Consider the following 16,552-nt stretch of genomic DNA (forward strand, 5'->3'; position numbering starts at 1 on the left):
AGGGGCGATAGTATGACTGTTGTAACTGATTTTTACCAATTTAAATATAGTCGTAACAATTTCTATGTAGAATTACTTATAAACAGAACAGCTCTTTTTTATATAGAAAAAGCATTAGAAGAACGATTAAGCGATCTACATTTAAGTAAAGACTCAGAATGTGCATATATGAGATTAAAAGAATTATTTCATGATTCAAGGATGGAAAGTGATTTACCTTATGTAGAGATTAGAATTAATAAATGCTATTTAAAGTATATGCAAAATCTATGTTATTATTTTCATAATAGAAGTGAATATGAACCACTTAAGATATTAAGTGATTATATTCAATATTTTTCAATATCTGATATAGATGGTATATCATCTTTTTCTGGATTAAACGAAGATATAAAAGTTAGAGTTTTATCTAATTTATAATAAATAGGGCTATCTCAATAACTTGATTTTATCAATGTAGTTTTGAAAATAGCCCATTTATTATATCAAATAAAATAATCTATATTAAAAAATTTTTTTGCAGTCAGTATAGTCATATACATCCATTAATGCTTCGCCAAATCTTTGATAATGAACTATTTCTCTTTCTCCTAAAAATCTTAAAACATTTATTATATCTACATCATCAGTTAAATTGATAAGTTGATAATATGTTGCTAAAGCTTTTTGTTCAGCAGCCATATCTTCATGTAAGTTAGTAACTGAGTCACCAAAAACATTTATATATGCTGCAGTCCAAGGTACTCCGTTTGGATCAGAAGGGAATGTACCGTGTCCCCAAACTGAATAATGTGACCCGAGTCCAGCTGCTTTTAATTCTTCTGGAGTTGCATCTTCAGTCAATTGATACAACATAGTAGAAATTATTTCAACATGAGCTAGTTCTTCAGTACCTATGTCTGTTAAAAGTGCGCGTGATTTTCCTGTAGGCATAGTGTATCTTTGTTGTAAATATCTAATAGCAGCAGCTAGTTCTCCGTTTGGTCCACCTAATTGTGTCATGATGTACTTAGCCATGCTCAAGTTTTTACATCTTAAATTGACTGGAAATTCTAAAGTTTTTTGATATATCCACATAAATTTTACCCCCTAGTATACTTTATTGATTGAATTCTCTGTCCCATGGCCAAGGGTCACATATCCATTGCCATGGATATTGGCTTTGAGCATAACCAAAATTAGTTAAAGGACCAAATTTAGATTCATAAGCAGCTTTAGCTTGCTTAAATTGACAAACTAAATAATTATACATATTTATAGCATTTTTATCTTCTGGATGTGTATCTAGATATAAATTCAATTCTACACATGCAAAACTTGTTTCTTGAACTTTTTGCAATAATTCACTTCTATCGCAGGATTGTCTCATTATCTTCTCCCCCTAACTCTATTTTTAGGATTTTTATATAAATCTGCATTATACATATCAGAGTCTATTAAGAATAGTTCTGGAAATAAAGTACCGTTTTTTAATGCAGTGGGAAGATTATAGACTTTTGTAAGAACTTGATCATTTACATAAGGTCTAGCTAGTTCACAACCACAGTTCTGTACAACTCCTCTGTTATTCTTTTCCATTGATGAAAAACCTCCTTGTCAAAATCTATAGCCAAGCTATGTACTAATATTATATTTATCAGTGTTTAAAATGTTACATATAAAGATGATAGAAATTTGAAATAAATATACTATTAAATACAGATAGTAAAATTTTTCATGAATATAGCTTATAGTATGTCTTGAATTACTAATATAATTTATGATAAAATAAATTTCATGTTCACATAAAAATGAGGTGATTTAATGAGTAATTTAGCAGGAAAAGGTTGTGAAATAATAGTACCTTTTGATGAAAGACAACCATTAAAAGATATAGAAAGAAGTATTATTAAGAAATATAGAAAGCATTTATGGTCGAAATTTATAAAAGCTATAAGAGATTATAATTTAGTTGAAGAAGGAGATAAAATAGGTGTTGCTATCTCTGGAGGTAAAGATAGTCTTCTTATGGCAAAAATGTTTCAAGAATTAAAAAGACATGGGCAAGTTAATTTTGAAGTTGAATTTATAGCTATGGACCCAGGATATCATAAAGATATAAGGCAGTTACTAATAGATAACTGTGAGTATTTAGATATACCAATACATTTATTCGATTCAAGAATATTTGAAATAGCAGATGAAATAGCGAAGGATTATCCGTGCTATATGTGTGCTAGAATGAGAAGAGGTGCTTTATACTCAAAAGCTGAAGAGTTAGGATGTAATAAGCTGGCTTTAGGACATCATTATGATGATGTTATAGAAACTACAATGTTAAATTTATTATGTGCTGGTAACTTTAAAACAATGTTACCTAAATTAGATTCTACGAATTTTGACGGAATACAGATAATAAGACCTCTTTACTATATAAGAGAAGAACATATAATAAGGTTTATACAAAATAGTGGTATATGGCCATTAAATTGCGCTTGTATGGTTGCAGCAAAAAAAACTGGAAATAAAAGATATGAAATAAAAGACCTTATAAAAAATTTAGGGGAAAACTTTAAAGATGTAGAAAAATCTATATTTAAAGCAGCTGAAAATGTAAATATAGATTCTGTTTTAGGATGGCAACAAGATGGAGTAAAACATTCATTCTTAGAAAAATATGAATAAATAAAAAACCGTTGACTAATGCATTAATAATTAGTTAACGGTTTTTTATTTTATTATAAAATGATAGAATATATATAGACATATTTAGAGAGGGGAGTTTATCTTGAAAAAGATATATATAGATTTTGAAATGAACATGCCAAATAATAAAGGTAAAAGGGACACACTAAATGCAGATATAATAGCTATTGGCGCAGTTAAGTATGATGAGCATACTGGAAAAATAGAAAAATTTAAATCCCTGATAAAACCAATGATAACCAAAGAAGTATATCCACATATAGAAGAATTAACTAAAATAACGTCAGAAGATTTATATAAGGCACCTACATATGAAAATGTAATGAGGGATTTTAAAAGTTGGTTAGGTACGTTTTCTGATATAAAAGGAATTTATACCTTTGGAAATTTAGACTTGGTATGTTTTAATAATATTGATAAAATAAGTTCTCAAAAAAATAAGCATCCAAGGTTTTTAAATAACATAAGAAGTTTATTTGTAGATATAAAAGATAAATATTTAGACTGTGGAATAAGGTGTGTGAATTATATATCTTTAAAAAATTTACTTAGTATAGCAAATGTTGAATTTAGTGGAGAAGTTCATGATCCATTAGATGATGCATATAATTTATTTTTGCTAGATTCAGTTTTAGATGATAATGAAAGTATAAGAGAATTACTTATAATAAAAGATATGATAAAACCTCCATTTAATATAATAGATGAAGAATTAGATGAAAAATTTGAAAAGTATAAGAATTATTTTTATAAAAATGATAGAAATTATGATATAAACTCTATATCAATAGAAATAATAAATGTTATAAGAAAATATATCTTATCTTTATCAAATATAGATATATATAATATAGATATAATAAAAGATATAAGCAAGAAAATTATTACAATCGAGAAATTATACAATATAAAAGATGGTTACTTTTATGTACTAGAAAATTTATGTTTAGATATAAAAGATTTAATAGATGATTTAATGCTGTATAAGTTAAGTATATCAGAATATAAATATGAGATAATGACAATAATTGAGTTATTTGATGAAGATTTAAAAGAAGAGAATATAGATATATATATAAAGTGATTCCAAATAAAATGGAATCATTTTTATATTAAATTATAATTTCACTTATTTTAAAATATATATAAATATAATAACTTTATAAAAGGGGATGTTATATTGTGAATGGTATTACCAAATATATTTTAACTGTACTATCTGTGTTCGCATGCCTATCCTCAATATATATTTTATTTTTACTTTTAAGATATATAGTAGATAAAAAGCATAGTAAAAAAAGAAAGAGCATGCTTAATCGGAAGTATGGCATGAATAAAAAGATTTTTAAAAATATAAGCAAGATGGAGCATTCATTAAAACAAAATGAAACAGTTGTATATAAGGAAACAGGTATTAATACAAAGTTAAAAGGAGAAGAAATATTAAAATATAATAATGGAGATATATATATAGGTGAATTCTTAGAAAGTAAGAAAAATGGGTTTGGTATATGTATTTTTTCAAATAAAGAGAAGTATGAAGGGCTCTGGAGAAATGACAAAATGGATGGGGTAGGAAAGTATACTTTTAGTGATGGTTCTTACTATATGGGAGATTTTAAAAGTGGTTTAATAGATGGTGTTGGTGTATATACATACACAAATAAAGATATTTATAAGGGTGAGTATGCAAATAATCATAAAAATGGAAAAGGGGCATTATACTATAGGGATGGAAGTAAGTATGTAGGAATGTTTAAGGATGATCAAAAGTCAGGTAAAGGAAAGTTTTTGAATTCTAGTGGAGATTTGTATGATGGAGAATTTGAAGGTGATAAATTTAATGGTAAGGGAACCTATAAATATAATGATGGAAGGGTTTATATTGGAGAGTTTAAGAACAATGTATATCATGGATATGGATGTTATACTGATATAGATGGAAATATATATGAAGGTAATTATAAATACGGATTAAAAAAAGGTAATGGTAAGCTTAAGTATAGAAATGGTGAATCCTATTATGGAGAATTTAAGGATGATTTATTTAATGGTATAGGAAAGTATACCTATAAAGATGGTAGTATATATGAAGGCGATTTTAAAAATGGTAAAAAGAGTGGGATTGGAACCTATGAATGTGAGATATATAAATATATAGGTGAATGGGATAATGATGAAAAATATAAAATAGGAACGTATTATCTTTTAGATGGATCGTATATAGAAGTTATAATAGAGAATAATGTAATAAAAGAAGGTATTTATAAGTGTAAAGATAAAGATGATAAGTACATTTATAATATTTCTATAGAAAATGATAGTGATATTAAGTTAATAGAGAATATACATGATTATTTGTCAAAAGATTGTAATGATAAAATCACATTAAATGCTACAAGTTTATATAATTAAGTATAATGCAAAATTTGGAGTGATATTATGAAAAATAAAGATAATAATGGTGATTTTACTGTAAAACTAATTCCTTATATAAAAAATGATGAAATAAGAAGTAGTTCATCATTTTTAAATTATGGAATAAATATGATACAAGCAAAAAACTTTTGGCAACAATCATCTATGGGTGAAGGTGTAAATATAGCAATAATAGATTCTGGATGTGACATATACCATGAAGATTTAAAAGAGTGTATAGTTGGTGTGAGAAACTTTACTGATGAAGATAATAAAAATCCAAATATTGTAACTGATAGAGTAGGTCATGGAACTCATGTTACAGGAATAATTGCAGCACAAGGCAAACATAATATCGTAGGAGTAGCACCGAAATCAAATATATATATTCTTAAATCCATTAATAGAAGTGGAAGTGGTAAACTGAGCTGGGTTATTAATGCAATATATTATGCTATAGAAAAAAAAGTAGATATTATATCTATGTCATTAGGTATGTCAGAAAATAGTGAGAAGCTACAAAGAGCAGTTAAAGAAGCTTCTAGCAAGAATATACTAGTGGTTTGTGCGGCAGGTAATGAAGGTGATGGAAATTCAGAAGAATTCCAATATTCCTATCCGGCATCTTATGTAGAAGTTGTATCTGTAGGTGCAGTTGATAAAAAGGGAAATCCTGCTTATTTTAGCAATGCAAACCTTGTTATAGATTTGGTAGCACCAGGAGTTGAAATAGTATCAACTTATCCTAATAACACTTATGCTAGTCTCAGTGGAACTAGTATGGCAGCACCATACGTAAGTGGAAGTTTAGCTTTATTAAAAAATTGGTCTAGACAAGAATTCCAAAGAGACTTAACTGAGCAAGAATTATACGCACAATTAATTAAACACACAAGAACATTAGATTATTCAAGAACAGTACAGGGAAATGGATTAATTTATTTAAAAGAAGAAAAAATAACAAAAAAAATAAAATATTAAAATATCAAGAGTGCATATTATAGTTGATTTTTAAACTATAATATGCACTTAATTTATGTATGGATATTATTAAGATTTGACTAAAACCAAAATTTTAGATAATATATAATAAGATGTTACAATAAAGTTACAAAAAATGATAAATTTATATAAAAAAGGAAGAATTACTTAGCATACAAAATAGATTAAAATGGAGTGATATTATGATTAAGTTTACATGTGTAGATAAAACATATCCTGACGGTAATAAAACCTTAAAAAATATAAACTTAAAAATTGACAAGGGTGAGTTTGTATTTTTAGTAGGTAGGTCAGGTGCAGGAAAATCTACTTTATTAAAATTAATAACAAGAGAAGAAAAAACCTCAAAAGGTAGTGTATCAGTATTAGGTAGTGATATAACAAATATAAAGGTTAATAAAATACATAAGTATAGAAGAAATATAGGGATTATATTTCAAGACTTTAAGTTATTAAAGGATAAAACTGTATATGAAAATGTAGAACTTGCAATGAGGGTTGTAGGTGCTGCTCCTAATGAAATAAAACCAAGGGTAATGGAAGTACTACAAAAAGTAGGTATATATCATAAGTGTAATAAATATCCAGATGAGTTATCTGGTGGAGAATGTCAAAGAGTTGGAATAGCAAGAGCAATTGTTAATAAGCCTTCTATAATAATAGCAGATGAATGTACAGGAAACCTAGATATAGAAAATTCTAGAAAAATAGTAGATTTATTAGAAAATATAAATGAAGAAGGTGTAACTATAGTAATGGCAACTCATGATATAGAAATACTAAAGCAATATAAAAAAAGAATTATAGCAATAGATGCAGGAAAAATAATAGAAGATACAAAAAAAGACGTAAAGAGGGATTGTTATGAAGATATTATCTAATTTTATTTATAATCTAAAACAAGGTTTGAATGGTCTAGTTAAAAATAAAACTATGAGTCTTATCTCAGTAATATCTGTTTCATCAGCGTTAATTATCTTAGGTATAATCATAACAATAGTTTTAAATATAAATCAGTTTATAGAAGTAACAAAAGACCAAGTAAATGAAGTTAAAGTTTCTGTAGTTGATAATTTAGATGAAAGTCAAAGTAAAGAAGTTAAAGAAATCTTAGAGAAAATAGAAGGTGTAAAAACTGTTACATACAAGTCAAAAGAAGATTCTTTCAATTCTATGAAAGAAGATTGGGGCGATGATGGATATCTGTTAGAAGGAATAAAAAATCCTTTAGATGATACATATACAGTTACATTAAAAGATTCAGATAATATAGATACTGTAGCTAAAGAAATAGAAACAGTTGTAAACGTAAAAGAGGTAAAATATCATCAAGATATAATTAAAAATTTCTTAAACTTATCTAATACTGTAAAGAAATTTGGAGGGATATTAATAATAGCATTATTATTAATATGTTTAATAATAATATCTAATACAATAAAAAGTAGAGTTTACAGCAAAAAGGAAGAAATTGAAATAATAAAATATGTAGGAGCAAGTAACGGCTTTGTTGTAAGTCCATTTATAGTAGAAGGATTTATAATAGGTTTACTTGGATCAGTTTTATCTGTAGCAGTATGTACTAGTATGTACGGATATATGGTTGAAAAAATTAGTGGAGCATTAAGTAATATGATGGGAAATATGGTTGTACCATTAAATAGTATATCTATTTCACTTATATTAATATTATTTGCTACAGGTATAGCTATAGGTGTTTTAGGAAGTATAGTATCAGTTAGAAAACATTTAAAAGTGTAGAAGAAATGGGGGAAGATTGAGTGAAAAAAGTAGTGTCATTAATAGCGGTAGGATCTATATTAGTTAATGCATCATTAATTAATTCATCTACTGTATATGCAGAAGAAACTAAGTCTAGCTTAAATAATAAGTTAAGTAAGAATAAAGAAGAACAAGTTGAATTAGATGATAAAATTAAAAATTTAGATTCTCAAATAAAAGAAATAGAAGAGAATATAAAATCAACTGAAGAAAAAATATCAAGTCTTAACGATGAAACTGAAGAAGCTAAAAAAGAAATACAAGATTTAGAAAATAAAATAAAGGATAATGAAGATGCGTTAGGTGAAAGACTAAAAGTAATAAATAACAACTATTCTATGGCTTATATAAAAGTAATTTTAAGCAGTAATTCATTATCGGATTTCTTTAACAATATATATATGGTTAAAGAAGTTATACAACAAGATAGAGACTTATTAAAAGAATTAGATGAAAATAAATCTCTTGTTGAAGAAAAGAAAAAGTCACTAGAAGATAAAGTTAAAGAACAAGAGCTTTTAAAATCCTCTCTTGAATCAGATAATAATAAATTAGAATCAGATAAAGCTGAAGTTGAGGAGTTAAAAAATCAATTAGCTAAAGAAGAGGAAGAATTAGAAAATCAAATTGCTAAAATAATAGCTGAGGAAGAAGCTGCAGCAGCTAAAGCTCAGGCTGAAGCGGAAGCACAAAAACAACAAAGCTCATCTTCAAATACATCGTCAGGATCATCGTCAAATGCAGTTGTTACAAGTGGATCGTGGCCAGTTCCGGGATATAGTAGAATAAGTTCTCCATATGGATATAGAATTCATCCTGTTACAGGAGCATCATCAATTCATACAGGGATAGATATACCAGCGCCAACTGGAACACCTGTAACTGCTTATGATTCGGGAACTGTAATTTACTCAGGCGTTCAAGGAACATACGGAAACACAGTTATGATAAGGCATAATGATGGAAAAGTAACTTTATATGCTCATAATAGTGCATTAAATGTTTCTGTAGGACAAACTGTTCAAAAAGGACAAGTTGTAGCTAAAATAGGTTCAACAGGTAGGTCTACAGGACCACATTTACATTTTGAAATAAGGGTAAATGGTAGACATACAAATCCTATGAATTACTTATAAAAGTTACATATTGATTATCCTTTATTATAAATATAAAATGTATATATATTTATTAAAATCTAAGGAGAGAATATATGGAAGAATATGTAGTTGTTGACTTAGAAACTACAGGATTAGATCCTTATAAAGGTTGTGAGATTATTGAAATAGGTATAACAGAAATAATTAATAACGAAATCGTTAGAAACTATTCCAGGTTTGTTAAGCCTAAAAAAGAAATACCAAATTTTATAACAGAGATAACTAATATAAGTAATGAAATGGTAGAAAATGAAGAATGTATAGAATATGTATTACCGAGATTTAGAAAATATATTGGCGATAGAACAATAATAGCTCATAATGCCAAGTTTGATTTAAAGTTTTTAAATTACTATTTAAAACAATTAAATCTAGATCCAATAGAAAATCATATATGTACATTAGAATTATTAAAGAATAACAAATCATATAAGGGTAAAAATAAAAAGTTAGAGACTGCTTGTGAATACTATAATATAGAAAATAAAAATGCTCATAGAGCCTATAGTGATACACTTGCAACAGCTAAATTATTTTTAAAAATAAAAGACGAAGTATAAATAAGCGTGAATTCACGCTTATTTTTTTTATTTTAGCATTTTATACAAATAATAAATCATACTATATAACAATAAACTAATATTTCCTAGGGGGAATGAGTATGGGATTTATGAATATTAGTATCTTTATTAATAGAATAGAGTTTGGAATATATAAAATGATAAATGATAAGACAAAGCCTATCTTAGAGGATGAAATTATAATACCAAAGTCTTTTAGTATAGGGGAAAGATTAAGTTATATAAGGAAGATTATTAATGTATTAATTAAAGAGTATAGTGTAAGGAAAGCTTATATGTATATAGAAGAAGATATTGGTATTGAAATAATAGAAGCCGTTAAAGTAGAAGGAATACTAGAAGAATTGTTTTCAAGTTGTGGGGTAGAGATATGCAAATAAATACAAATATAAATTTGAAAATACTTGAAAAAATAAACTCAGAAGGTGTAAACTCAGCTTTATATATAGTTGAAGATACTCAACTAGGTTCAAGATTTATATTAAAGCAAATTGATAAAAAAAATTTAAAAGAATTTGGAAGATATTTTGATGAATCTAAAAAAATATATAAGTTAAGACATCCAAACATAATTACTATAAACCATGCATCATATGATGATGATTACATCTATATAGTAATGCCATACTTTAGGAATGGTTCATTATATAATTTGATGCAAAATGAGAATTTAACTATAAGAGAAATAATTAAATATGCACTAGATTTCCTACAAGCCGTGTACTATATTCATAACAATAACATGGTACATTGTGATATAAAGCCAAATAATATACTTATAAGTGACGAAAATAGAGCTGTATTAACTGATTTTGGATCATCGCTTTATTTAGATATAGAAGGTAATGCAAAATTAAAAAATGTATATTATAAACATATCGCTCCAGAACAATGTATTAGCTCTACTATAAATAAGAAGATTGATATATATCAAATAGGAACAACCTTGTATAGAATGTGTAATGGTAATGAAGAATATAATAAGCAAGTTAAAAGATATAAGGATTTAAATAGTTTAAAGATAGCATGTGCAAATGGAAAATTTCCAGTAAGAAAAAAATATCTTCCTCATGTTCCAAAGTCTATGATATTAATTATAGAGAAGTGTTTAAAAGTTAATAAAGATGAAAGATATGATAATGTATTAGAAATAATGAATGATTTATCTAAGATAGAAGAAAATTTAGATTGGAGATACAAAAAAATAGATAAAGATCAATATTTATGGAGTGTTAATGGAAAGTATATATCTTTATATAGAGATTTAGGATATTGGAATATTAAGCATAATTTATATGATGAGAATGAAAATCTTAACTTTATAGATACTAAAGCACATGGATATAGATTAATACGTAAAATTATTAATATGAAAAAAAAATAACCCTACTTTAATCCGATCAAGTAGGGTTATAAAAGGGGTAAAATATATTATAAAAAGGGGTTTATTAGGGAATATATTTTATTTGGGGAGTAAAATAATCGGTTATTAGGGGAATAACCTTGAATTAATAATAACAAATTTCGACAAAAAGCGCAATAGTTTTGTCGAAAAAAATTATTTTTTTTTACTTATTAAAATAAAAAATATATGAGTTAAATGGAAATATTTATTAATATTAAATAAAAAATTACTATTTGGATAAACTAATAAAAAATAATAGGAGGAACATATGCTTAAAAAGACTTTAATTTGTTTATTAATAATTTTTACTACAATTAGTTTATCCAATGTTTCTATTTCTATGAATGAAGATAATAATAAAATTACTGAATATAATAATGTATTTATAAATAATTTAAATAATGAGAATATAGAAGTAATGGTAAAAGATGTGTCTATGTTTACCGCCCGAATAGATATAGGAGATATATATGATTTTTATGCTATAGTTACTATGAGTGTAGAGAATAAAGGACTTTATGATATTGAATTATGTACTATAGATATTTATCCTTATCAAGGTAATAGAGAAACTAAGTACTTTGTAAAAACATCAGATGATGATGTAAAAGGATTCATAGGAACTGTTAATAAGGGTGAAATTAAAGATATAAAGGTTGGGGTTGCTTTGTATAATAAAAGTGAAAATATAAAATTAAATTTAGTGACAACAGATGAAATACTTAAATAAAAAAACTGTTCTATATAAAATAGAACAGTTTTTTTATTACTCAGGTTGTGGAGCGTCTACAGGACAAACACTGTTACAAGCACCACATTCTATACATACGTCAGCATCTATAACGTATTTATCATCTCCAGCTGATATACAGCTCATTGGACATTCAGCTTCACAAGCACCACAGCTTATACAAGCATCGTTTATTTGATATGCCATAATATTTACCTCCTAACACTAACTTCATTTACATTATACCCTAAAATTTCAAAAATTCCACAAAAAAATTAAAAAAATATTAATAAAAAATTATTTTTTTGTATTCTTATAGAATTTTATGTAATATGAATCTTACAATTTTGTTCTTTGATTTATTATTATAGGGAGGTTATAATAAATTTATAGATAAGGAGGTAAAGATGGACTATTATAATGAAAATACAAATAAAATAAGAAGAAGAAAAATAAGTTCAAATGACTATTTATCAAAAAAGGCAGAAAGTAATAAATCTATAGAAAGCAAAGTAAATATTAATAATATAAAGAGAGAAGAAAATAGAAATAGTTATAAATCACATAGAAAAGGTAATTTAAAAAAACGCAAAACTAGTAAAAATAAAAAATTATTAAAAGGAGTATCAATACTATTTTTAATTATGTTAATTATTACTTCATCTATAGGAATGATGTTTACTATTTCAGCATTAAAGGATTCACCAAAGGTTACAAGGGATCTTATAGAAGATAACTATATAAGTAGCCAAGTTGTTAGTGTTGATAAAATACCAAACAATTTAAAGAATGCATTAGTGTCTATTGAGGATGAAAGATTTTATGAGCATAATGGAGTTGATTATAAATCTCTTTTAAGATCAGTTATACATAATGTATTCTCAGATAGTACTCAAGGTGGAAGTACCATAGAAATGCAAATTTCTAAAAATTTATTGACAAATGATGATAAAAGTATAAAAAGAAAAATTACAGATATGTATAATGCATTACAAATGGATAAGATAATGTCAAAAGAAGAAATTTTAGGAACTTATTTAAATAATGTTTATTTTGGAAAATCATCATATGGAGTTGCCAAAGCATCTCAAGTTTATTTTGGTAAAAATGTTGAGGACTTGACATTAGCTCAATGTGCTATGCTTGTAGGAATAACTAATAACCCAGCAAAGTATATAGATCATGGTCAAGCAAAAAAAAGACAAGAAACAATATTGTACAAAATGCATGAATTAAGGTATATTACAGATGAGGAATATAAAAATGCTGTAAAAGAGAATGTTCCTTTTAAATCAGAAATAGAATAAAGAGGTGTAGTATGAGCGAATATAAACTTAGCTTTGATGAAAAAGAATATTTATTAAATGAAAATAATTGCAGTGGTTTAATAAATGATGAAGACAAGCCAGTTAAAGGTATAAATATAGAGAATATATTAGATATTTTAAATGATAATGAAGATGCTGATTTTGATGTGGAATATTATCAAGAAGCTTGTCCAGAATGTTTAGCAGGTGTAAAAGAAAAAGAAAAATTCTTCCCATTTTTAGAATATCATTTTTATATATTTACAAAGAATCAAGAATATATAATAAATGATGTTTGCAAAGAGTATGAAGGTCTATCTTTTAATAAACTATCTAAATCAAATAAGGTAGATGATAGTTATATAGTAAGTATAATAATATGTAAAAATTGTGGAGATTATATAATCCAAATAGAAAATTGTATAGTATAATAATGAAATATCCTATAAAAGTATAAAGGTATACTTTTATATGATATTTTTATATTAAAATATCATAAATATAATTGTAACGTTTTAAACTATAATATCATAGCTTATGTAATCTCTATACTTAATAATAAGTTTATTTTTAGGGGGAATTAATAAGATGAAGCAATTGATGACAGGGAATGAAGCTATAGCAAGAGGAGCTTATGAAGCTGGTGTTAAGTTTGCTGCAGGATATCCAGGTACTCCTAGTACAGAAATACTAGAAAATATAGCTAAATATAAGGATAGTATTAAAGCTGAGTGGTCTGTAAATGAAAAGGTAGCTGTAGAGTCTGTTATAGGTGCATCAATAGCAGGAGCTAGAAGCATAGCTACTATGAAGCAAGTTGGTTTAAATGTAGCAGCGGATCCACTATTTACTTATTCATATATTGGTGTAAATGGAGGAACTGTTATAGTTAGTGCAGATGAACCAGGAATGCACTCATCTCAAAATGAACAAGATAATAGAAATTATGCCATATTTTCAAAAATACCATTGCTAGAACCATCAACAAGTCAAGAAGCAAAAGATATGGTAAAAATAGCATTTGATATAAGTGAAAGATTTGATACCCCTGTTTTAATTAGAGTAACCACAAGGGTATGTCACTCTAAAGGTATTGTAGAATGTTTAGATAGAAATGAAGTTGAAATTAAACCGTATAGAAAAAATGTAGCAAAAAACCTTACTGTTCCTATATATGGTAGAGTGAAAAGAATAGAGGTTGAAAAAAGGATACAAATACTAAAAGAATTTTCTAATTCTACTAACTTAAATTATTATGAGATTAATAGTAACAAAATTGGAATTGTAGCATCGGGAATGTGTGTAAATTTTGCAAAAGAAGTGTTTTTTGAAAATGCATCATATATGAAGTTAGGGTTTACAAATCCGCTTCCAATAAATAAGATAAAAGAATTTGCATCAAAGGTAGAAAAGATTTATGTAATAGAAGAAAATGATTCAATAATAGAGGAACAATTAAAAGCAAATAATATAAATTGTATAGGAAAAGAAATAATTCCAGCCTACGGTGAATTGACTCCGGAAGTAATAAGAAAATCTATATTAAAAGAAGAAAAAGAAACTATAAAATGCAATGAAAATTTAGCAACCTCTAGACCTGCAGGATTTTGTGCAGGATGTCCACATAGAGGATTTTTTTATGAATTAGGAAAAAGAAATAACTTAGTAATAGCAGGAGATATTGGATGTTACTCTTTAGCATTTGCACAACCTTATAATGCTACAGATTTTATAATATGTATGGGAGCTAGTGTTAGCGCAGGTCATGGTGCTCAAACAATATTTAATATGAAACAATGTAATAAAACTAAGGTTGTAAATGTAATAGGAGATTCTACATTTTTTCATAGTGGCATAACTAGTTTATTAAATACTGTATACAATAAAGGAGATTCAATAACCGTTATATTAGATAATAGAATAACTGGAATGACAGGTTATCAACAAAATCCGGGAACAGGATATACTTTGCAAAATGATAAAACTAAAGAAATTGATATATATTTATTAGTAAAAGCCTGTGGAGTAGAAAATATAAAATTAATTAATCCCAATAAACTAGATGAGGTCAATGATGCCCTTGACTGGGCACTATCTAATGAAGATGGTCCATCAGTAATAATTACTAGATGGCCATGTGTTCTTAAACAACTATCATGTCAAGATATAAAAGAGTTTAATAACCCATTTAAGAGTAAGTTAAAAGTAAATATGGATTGCTGTATAGGATGTAAGATGTGTACGAACATAGGATGCCCGGCTATATCCTTTGATAAAAAAATAAAAAAAGCTTATATAGATAATCAACAATGTGTTGGTTGTGGAGTTTGCTCACAAGTGTGTCCTAAAAATGCCATACTTAAGGAGGAAGAATAAATGACAAAAAGTATTCTTTTAGCTGGAGTCGGGGGACAGGGAACTATACTAGTAAGTAATATTCTTACAATAGGGCTTATGGAATTTGGATACGATATAAAAACGAGTGAGATACATGGCATGAGTCAAAGAGGAGGTACAGTATCTACCCATATTAGATATGGGAATAAGATTTATTCGCCTGTAATAGAAAGAGGTGGGGCAGACTTGTTAGTATCATTTGAAAAGATGGAGGCAATTAGATACTTAAAATATCTTAATCCGAAAGGAAAGATAATCGTAAATAACTATAAAATAAGACCTCTTCCAGTATTGATAGGAAAAGTAAATTATCCTGAAGAAGATATTGATAAAGAACTTAATATATTACATGCAATTACTGTAGATGCTGAGAGTAAAGCAAATGAAATAGGTAATATAAAGGTTATGAATTTGATTTTACTAGGAGTTGTTGTAGAATTACTAAATTTAAATGATATAAATTGGGAAGATATAATAAGAAAAAATATCAAAGAAAATTTTATAGATATAAATATACGAGCATTCCATGAAGGTATAAAATTAATTAAGGAGAAATAGGAAAGATAAAATAATAAATGCAAAGATAAAGTAAACTTTATCTTTGCATTTATTATTTTAATGACATGAAAAAGTTTCACAACTTTCATTAGATGAATTTATTTTTACTAAATTAGCATTACATTTTTTTGATTTATTGTATTGGCATTTTATAGCTCTACATTCTATATTTAGAGTACCTACTATATTAGTAGCATTAAGAGAATTTTCCATTGAAGTTTTTGTTTTAGGTTCATATGATATACAACTAGTGTTAATAGTAGTAGTTGCATTTTTACCATCTATTATTATACCGCCAGCATAGCAATCTCCGCTATTATTATATCTACAATCTTCAGCTGCACATTTTAAATTTGACATAAATACCTCCTAAATAATAAATAAATTTATTTATTTATTATTTGAGTCTAAATAAATTTTATTCTTAATTTAGAATATATCTTTGGGATTAAAAAATTATATTAAAATTTAATAGAAACTATTCTAAATCTATTATATTATGAATAATTATAAATTATTTGAATTTAAAA

21 protein-coding genes are annotated in these 16,552 nt (G+C 26.5%); 16 read left to right on the top strand and 5 right to left on the bottom strand.

The annotated features are described in order from the left end of the window. The first annotated feature begins 12 nt into the window (after positions 1–12). Complete coding sequence (locus EIH23_RS15160) at positions 13–420, top strand: hypothetical protein (RefSeq protein ID WP_122641261.1); 408 nt, start codon at positions 13–15, stop codon at positions 418–420. An 84-nt stretch (positions 421–504) separates the two neighbouring features. On the opposite strand, the gene EIH23_RS15165 is transcribed toward EIH23_RS15160, so the two are convergent. Genes EIH23_RS15165 through EIH23_RS15175 form a run of 3 tightly spaced genes read right to left on the bottom strand, consistent with a single transcriptional unit; the run spans position 505 to position 1,578 of the window. Next, entirely contained in the window at positions 505–1,077 is a 573-nt protein-coding gene (locus EIH23_RS15165) for a manganese catalase family protein (RefSeq protein WP_122641262.1), read from the bottom strand. A 22-nt stretch (positions 1,078–1,099) separates the two neighbouring features. Further along, positions 1,100–1,369, bottom strand: coding sequence for a spore coat protein CotJB (locus EIH23_RS15170; protein WP_122641263.1), 270 nt, complete (start codon positions 1,367–1,369; stop codon positions 1,100–1,102). After that, the gene (locus tag EIH23_RS15175) at positions 1,369–1,578 is read right to left on the bottom strand and encodes a spore coat associated protein CotJA (protein ID WP_122641264.1); all 210 of its coding nucleotides are present in this window, start codon (positions 1,576–1,578) and stop codon (positions 1,369–1,371) included. Before EIH23_RS15175 ends, EIH23_RS15170 begins: the two co-directional genes overlap by 1 nt. Positions 1,579–1,803: 225 nt before the next feature. On the opposite strand from EIH23_RS15175, the gene EIH23_RS15180 reads away from it, so the two are divergent. The 11 genes from EIH23_RS15180 (at position 1,804) to EIH23_RS15230 (ending at position 11,760) form a co-directional block, all read left to right on the top strand. Continuing rightward, positions 1,804–2,664, top strand: coding sequence for a tRNA 2-thiocytidine biosynthesis TtcA family protein (locus EIH23_RS15180; RefSeq protein WP_122641265.1), 861 nt, complete (start codon positions 1,804–1,806; stop codon positions 2,662–2,664). A gap of 103 nt (positions 2,665–2,767) precedes the next feature. Continuing rightward, complete coding sequence (locus EIH23_RS15185) at positions 2,768–3,769, top strand: 3'-5' exonuclease (RefSeq protein WP_122641266.1); 1,002 nt, start codon at positions 2,768–2,770, stop codon at positions 3,767–3,769. Between the two features lie 245 nt (positions 3,770–4,014). Continuing rightward, entirely contained in the window at positions 4,015–5,100 is a 1,086-nt protein-coding gene (locus tag EIH23_RS15190; RefSeq protein ID WP_243113424.1) for an MORN repeat-containing protein, read from the top strand. A 27-nt stretch (positions 5,101–5,127) separates the two neighbouring features. Further along, complete coding sequence (locus EIH23_RS15195; protein WP_122641268.1) at positions 5,128–6,084, top strand: S8 family peptidase; 957 nt, start codon at positions 5,128–5,130, stop codon at positions 6,082–6,084. 203 nt (positions 6,085–6,287) lie between these two features. Further along, complete coding sequence (gene ftsE / locus EIH23_RS15200) at positions 6,288–6,986, top strand: cell division ATP-binding protein FtsE (protein WP_122641269.1); 699 nt, start codon at positions 6,288–6,290, stop codon at positions 6,984–6,986. Then, the gene (gene ftsX / locus EIH23_RS15205; RefSeq protein WP_122641270.1) at positions 6,970–7,866 is read left to right on the top strand and encodes a permease-like cell division protein FtsX; all 897 of its coding nucleotides are present in this window, start codon (positions 6,970–6,972) and stop codon (positions 7,864–7,866) included. Before ftsE ends, ftsX begins: the two co-directional genes overlap by 17 nt. A 20-nt stretch (positions 7,867–7,886) precedes the next feature. Further along, on the top strand, positions 7,887–9,023 hold the full coding sequence (locus EIH23_RS15210) for a murein hydrolase activator EnvC family protein (RefSeq protein WP_206425664.1): 1,137 nt from the start codon (positions 7,887–7,889) through the stop codon (positions 9,021–9,023). 74 nt (positions 9,024–9,097) lie between these two features. Continuing rightward, positions 9,098–9,604, top strand: a complete 507-nt coding sequence (locus EIH23_RS15215) for a 3'-5' exonuclease (RefSeq protein ID WP_122641271.1) — start codon at positions 9,098–9,100, stop codon at positions 9,602–9,604. Between the two features lie 101 nt (positions 9,605–9,705). Then, complete coding sequence (locus EIH23_RS15220) at positions 9,706–10,005, top strand: hypothetical protein (RefSeq protein ID WP_122641272.1); 300 nt, start codon at positions 9,706–9,708, stop codon at positions 10,003–10,005. Next, entirely contained in the window at positions 9,996–11,009 is a 1,014-nt protein-coding gene (locus EIH23_RS15225) for a serine/threonine-protein kinase (RefSeq protein ID WP_122641273.1), read from the top strand. Before EIH23_RS15220 ends, EIH23_RS15225 begins: the two co-directional genes overlap by 10 nt. A gap of 289 nt (positions 11,010–11,298) precedes the next feature. Continuing rightward, positions 11,299–11,760: a hypothetical protein gene (locus EIH23_RS15230; protein ID WP_122641274.1), complete on the top strand. Its 462-nt coding sequence runs from the start codon at positions 11,299–11,301 to the stop codon at positions 11,758–11,760. Positions 11,761–11,796: 36 nt separating this feature from the next. Here EIH23_RS15230 and EIH23_RS15235 read toward each other — a convergent pair whose 3' ends face one another. After that, positions 11,797–11,967: a DUF362 domain-containing protein gene (locus EIH23_RS15235; RefSeq protein WP_122641275.1), complete on the bottom strand. Its 171-nt coding sequence runs from the start codon at positions 11,965–11,967 to the stop codon at positions 11,797–11,799. A gap of 200 nt (positions 11,968–12,167) precedes the next feature. On the opposite strand from EIH23_RS15235, the gene EIH23_RS15240 reads away from it, so the two are divergent. From EIH23_RS15240 to EIH23_RS15255, 4 genes are all read left to right on the top strand, one after another. Next, the gene (locus EIH23_RS15240; protein WP_122641276.1) at positions 12,168–13,067 is read left to right on the top strand and encodes a biosynthetic peptidoglycan transglycosylase; all 900 of its coding nucleotides are present in this window, start codon (positions 12,168–12,170) and stop codon (positions 13,065–13,067) included. Positions 13,068–13,078: 11 nt separating this feature from the next. Next, the gene (locus EIH23_RS15245) at positions 13,079–13,498 is read left to right on the top strand and encodes a DUF3785 family protein (RefSeq protein WP_122641277.1); all 420 of its coding nucleotides are present in this window, start codon (positions 13,079–13,081) and stop codon (positions 13,496–13,498) included. A gap of 157 nt (positions 13,499–13,655) precedes the next feature. After that, positions 13,656–15,443, top strand: coding sequence for an indolepyruvate ferredoxin oxidoreductase subunit alpha (gene iorA / locus EIH23_RS15250; RefSeq protein WP_122641278.1), 1,788 nt, complete (start codon positions 13,656–13,658; stop codon positions 15,441–15,443). Next, positions 15,444–16,022, top strand: coding sequence for an indolepyruvate oxidoreductase subunit beta (locus EIH23_RS15255; RefSeq protein ID WP_122641279.1), 579 nt, complete (start codon positions 15,444–15,446; stop codon positions 16,020–16,022). A 57-nt stretch (positions 16,023–16,079) separates the two neighbouring features. Here the strand turns inward: EIH23_RS15255 and EIH23_RS15260 are convergent, their stop codons facing one another. Beyond that, positions 16,080–16,382, bottom strand: a complete 303-nt coding sequence (locus EIH23_RS15260) for a DUF1540 domain-containing protein (RefSeq protein ID WP_122641280.1) — start codon at positions 16,380–16,382, stop codon at positions 16,080–16,082. Between the last annotated feature and the right edge of the window lie 170 nt (positions 16,383–16,552).

This window comes from Romboutsia sp. Marseille-P6047 (assembly GCF_900604535.1).
Taxonomy (GTDB): Bacteria; Bacillota; Clostridia; order Peptostreptococcales; family Peptostreptococcaceae; genus Romboutsia_E.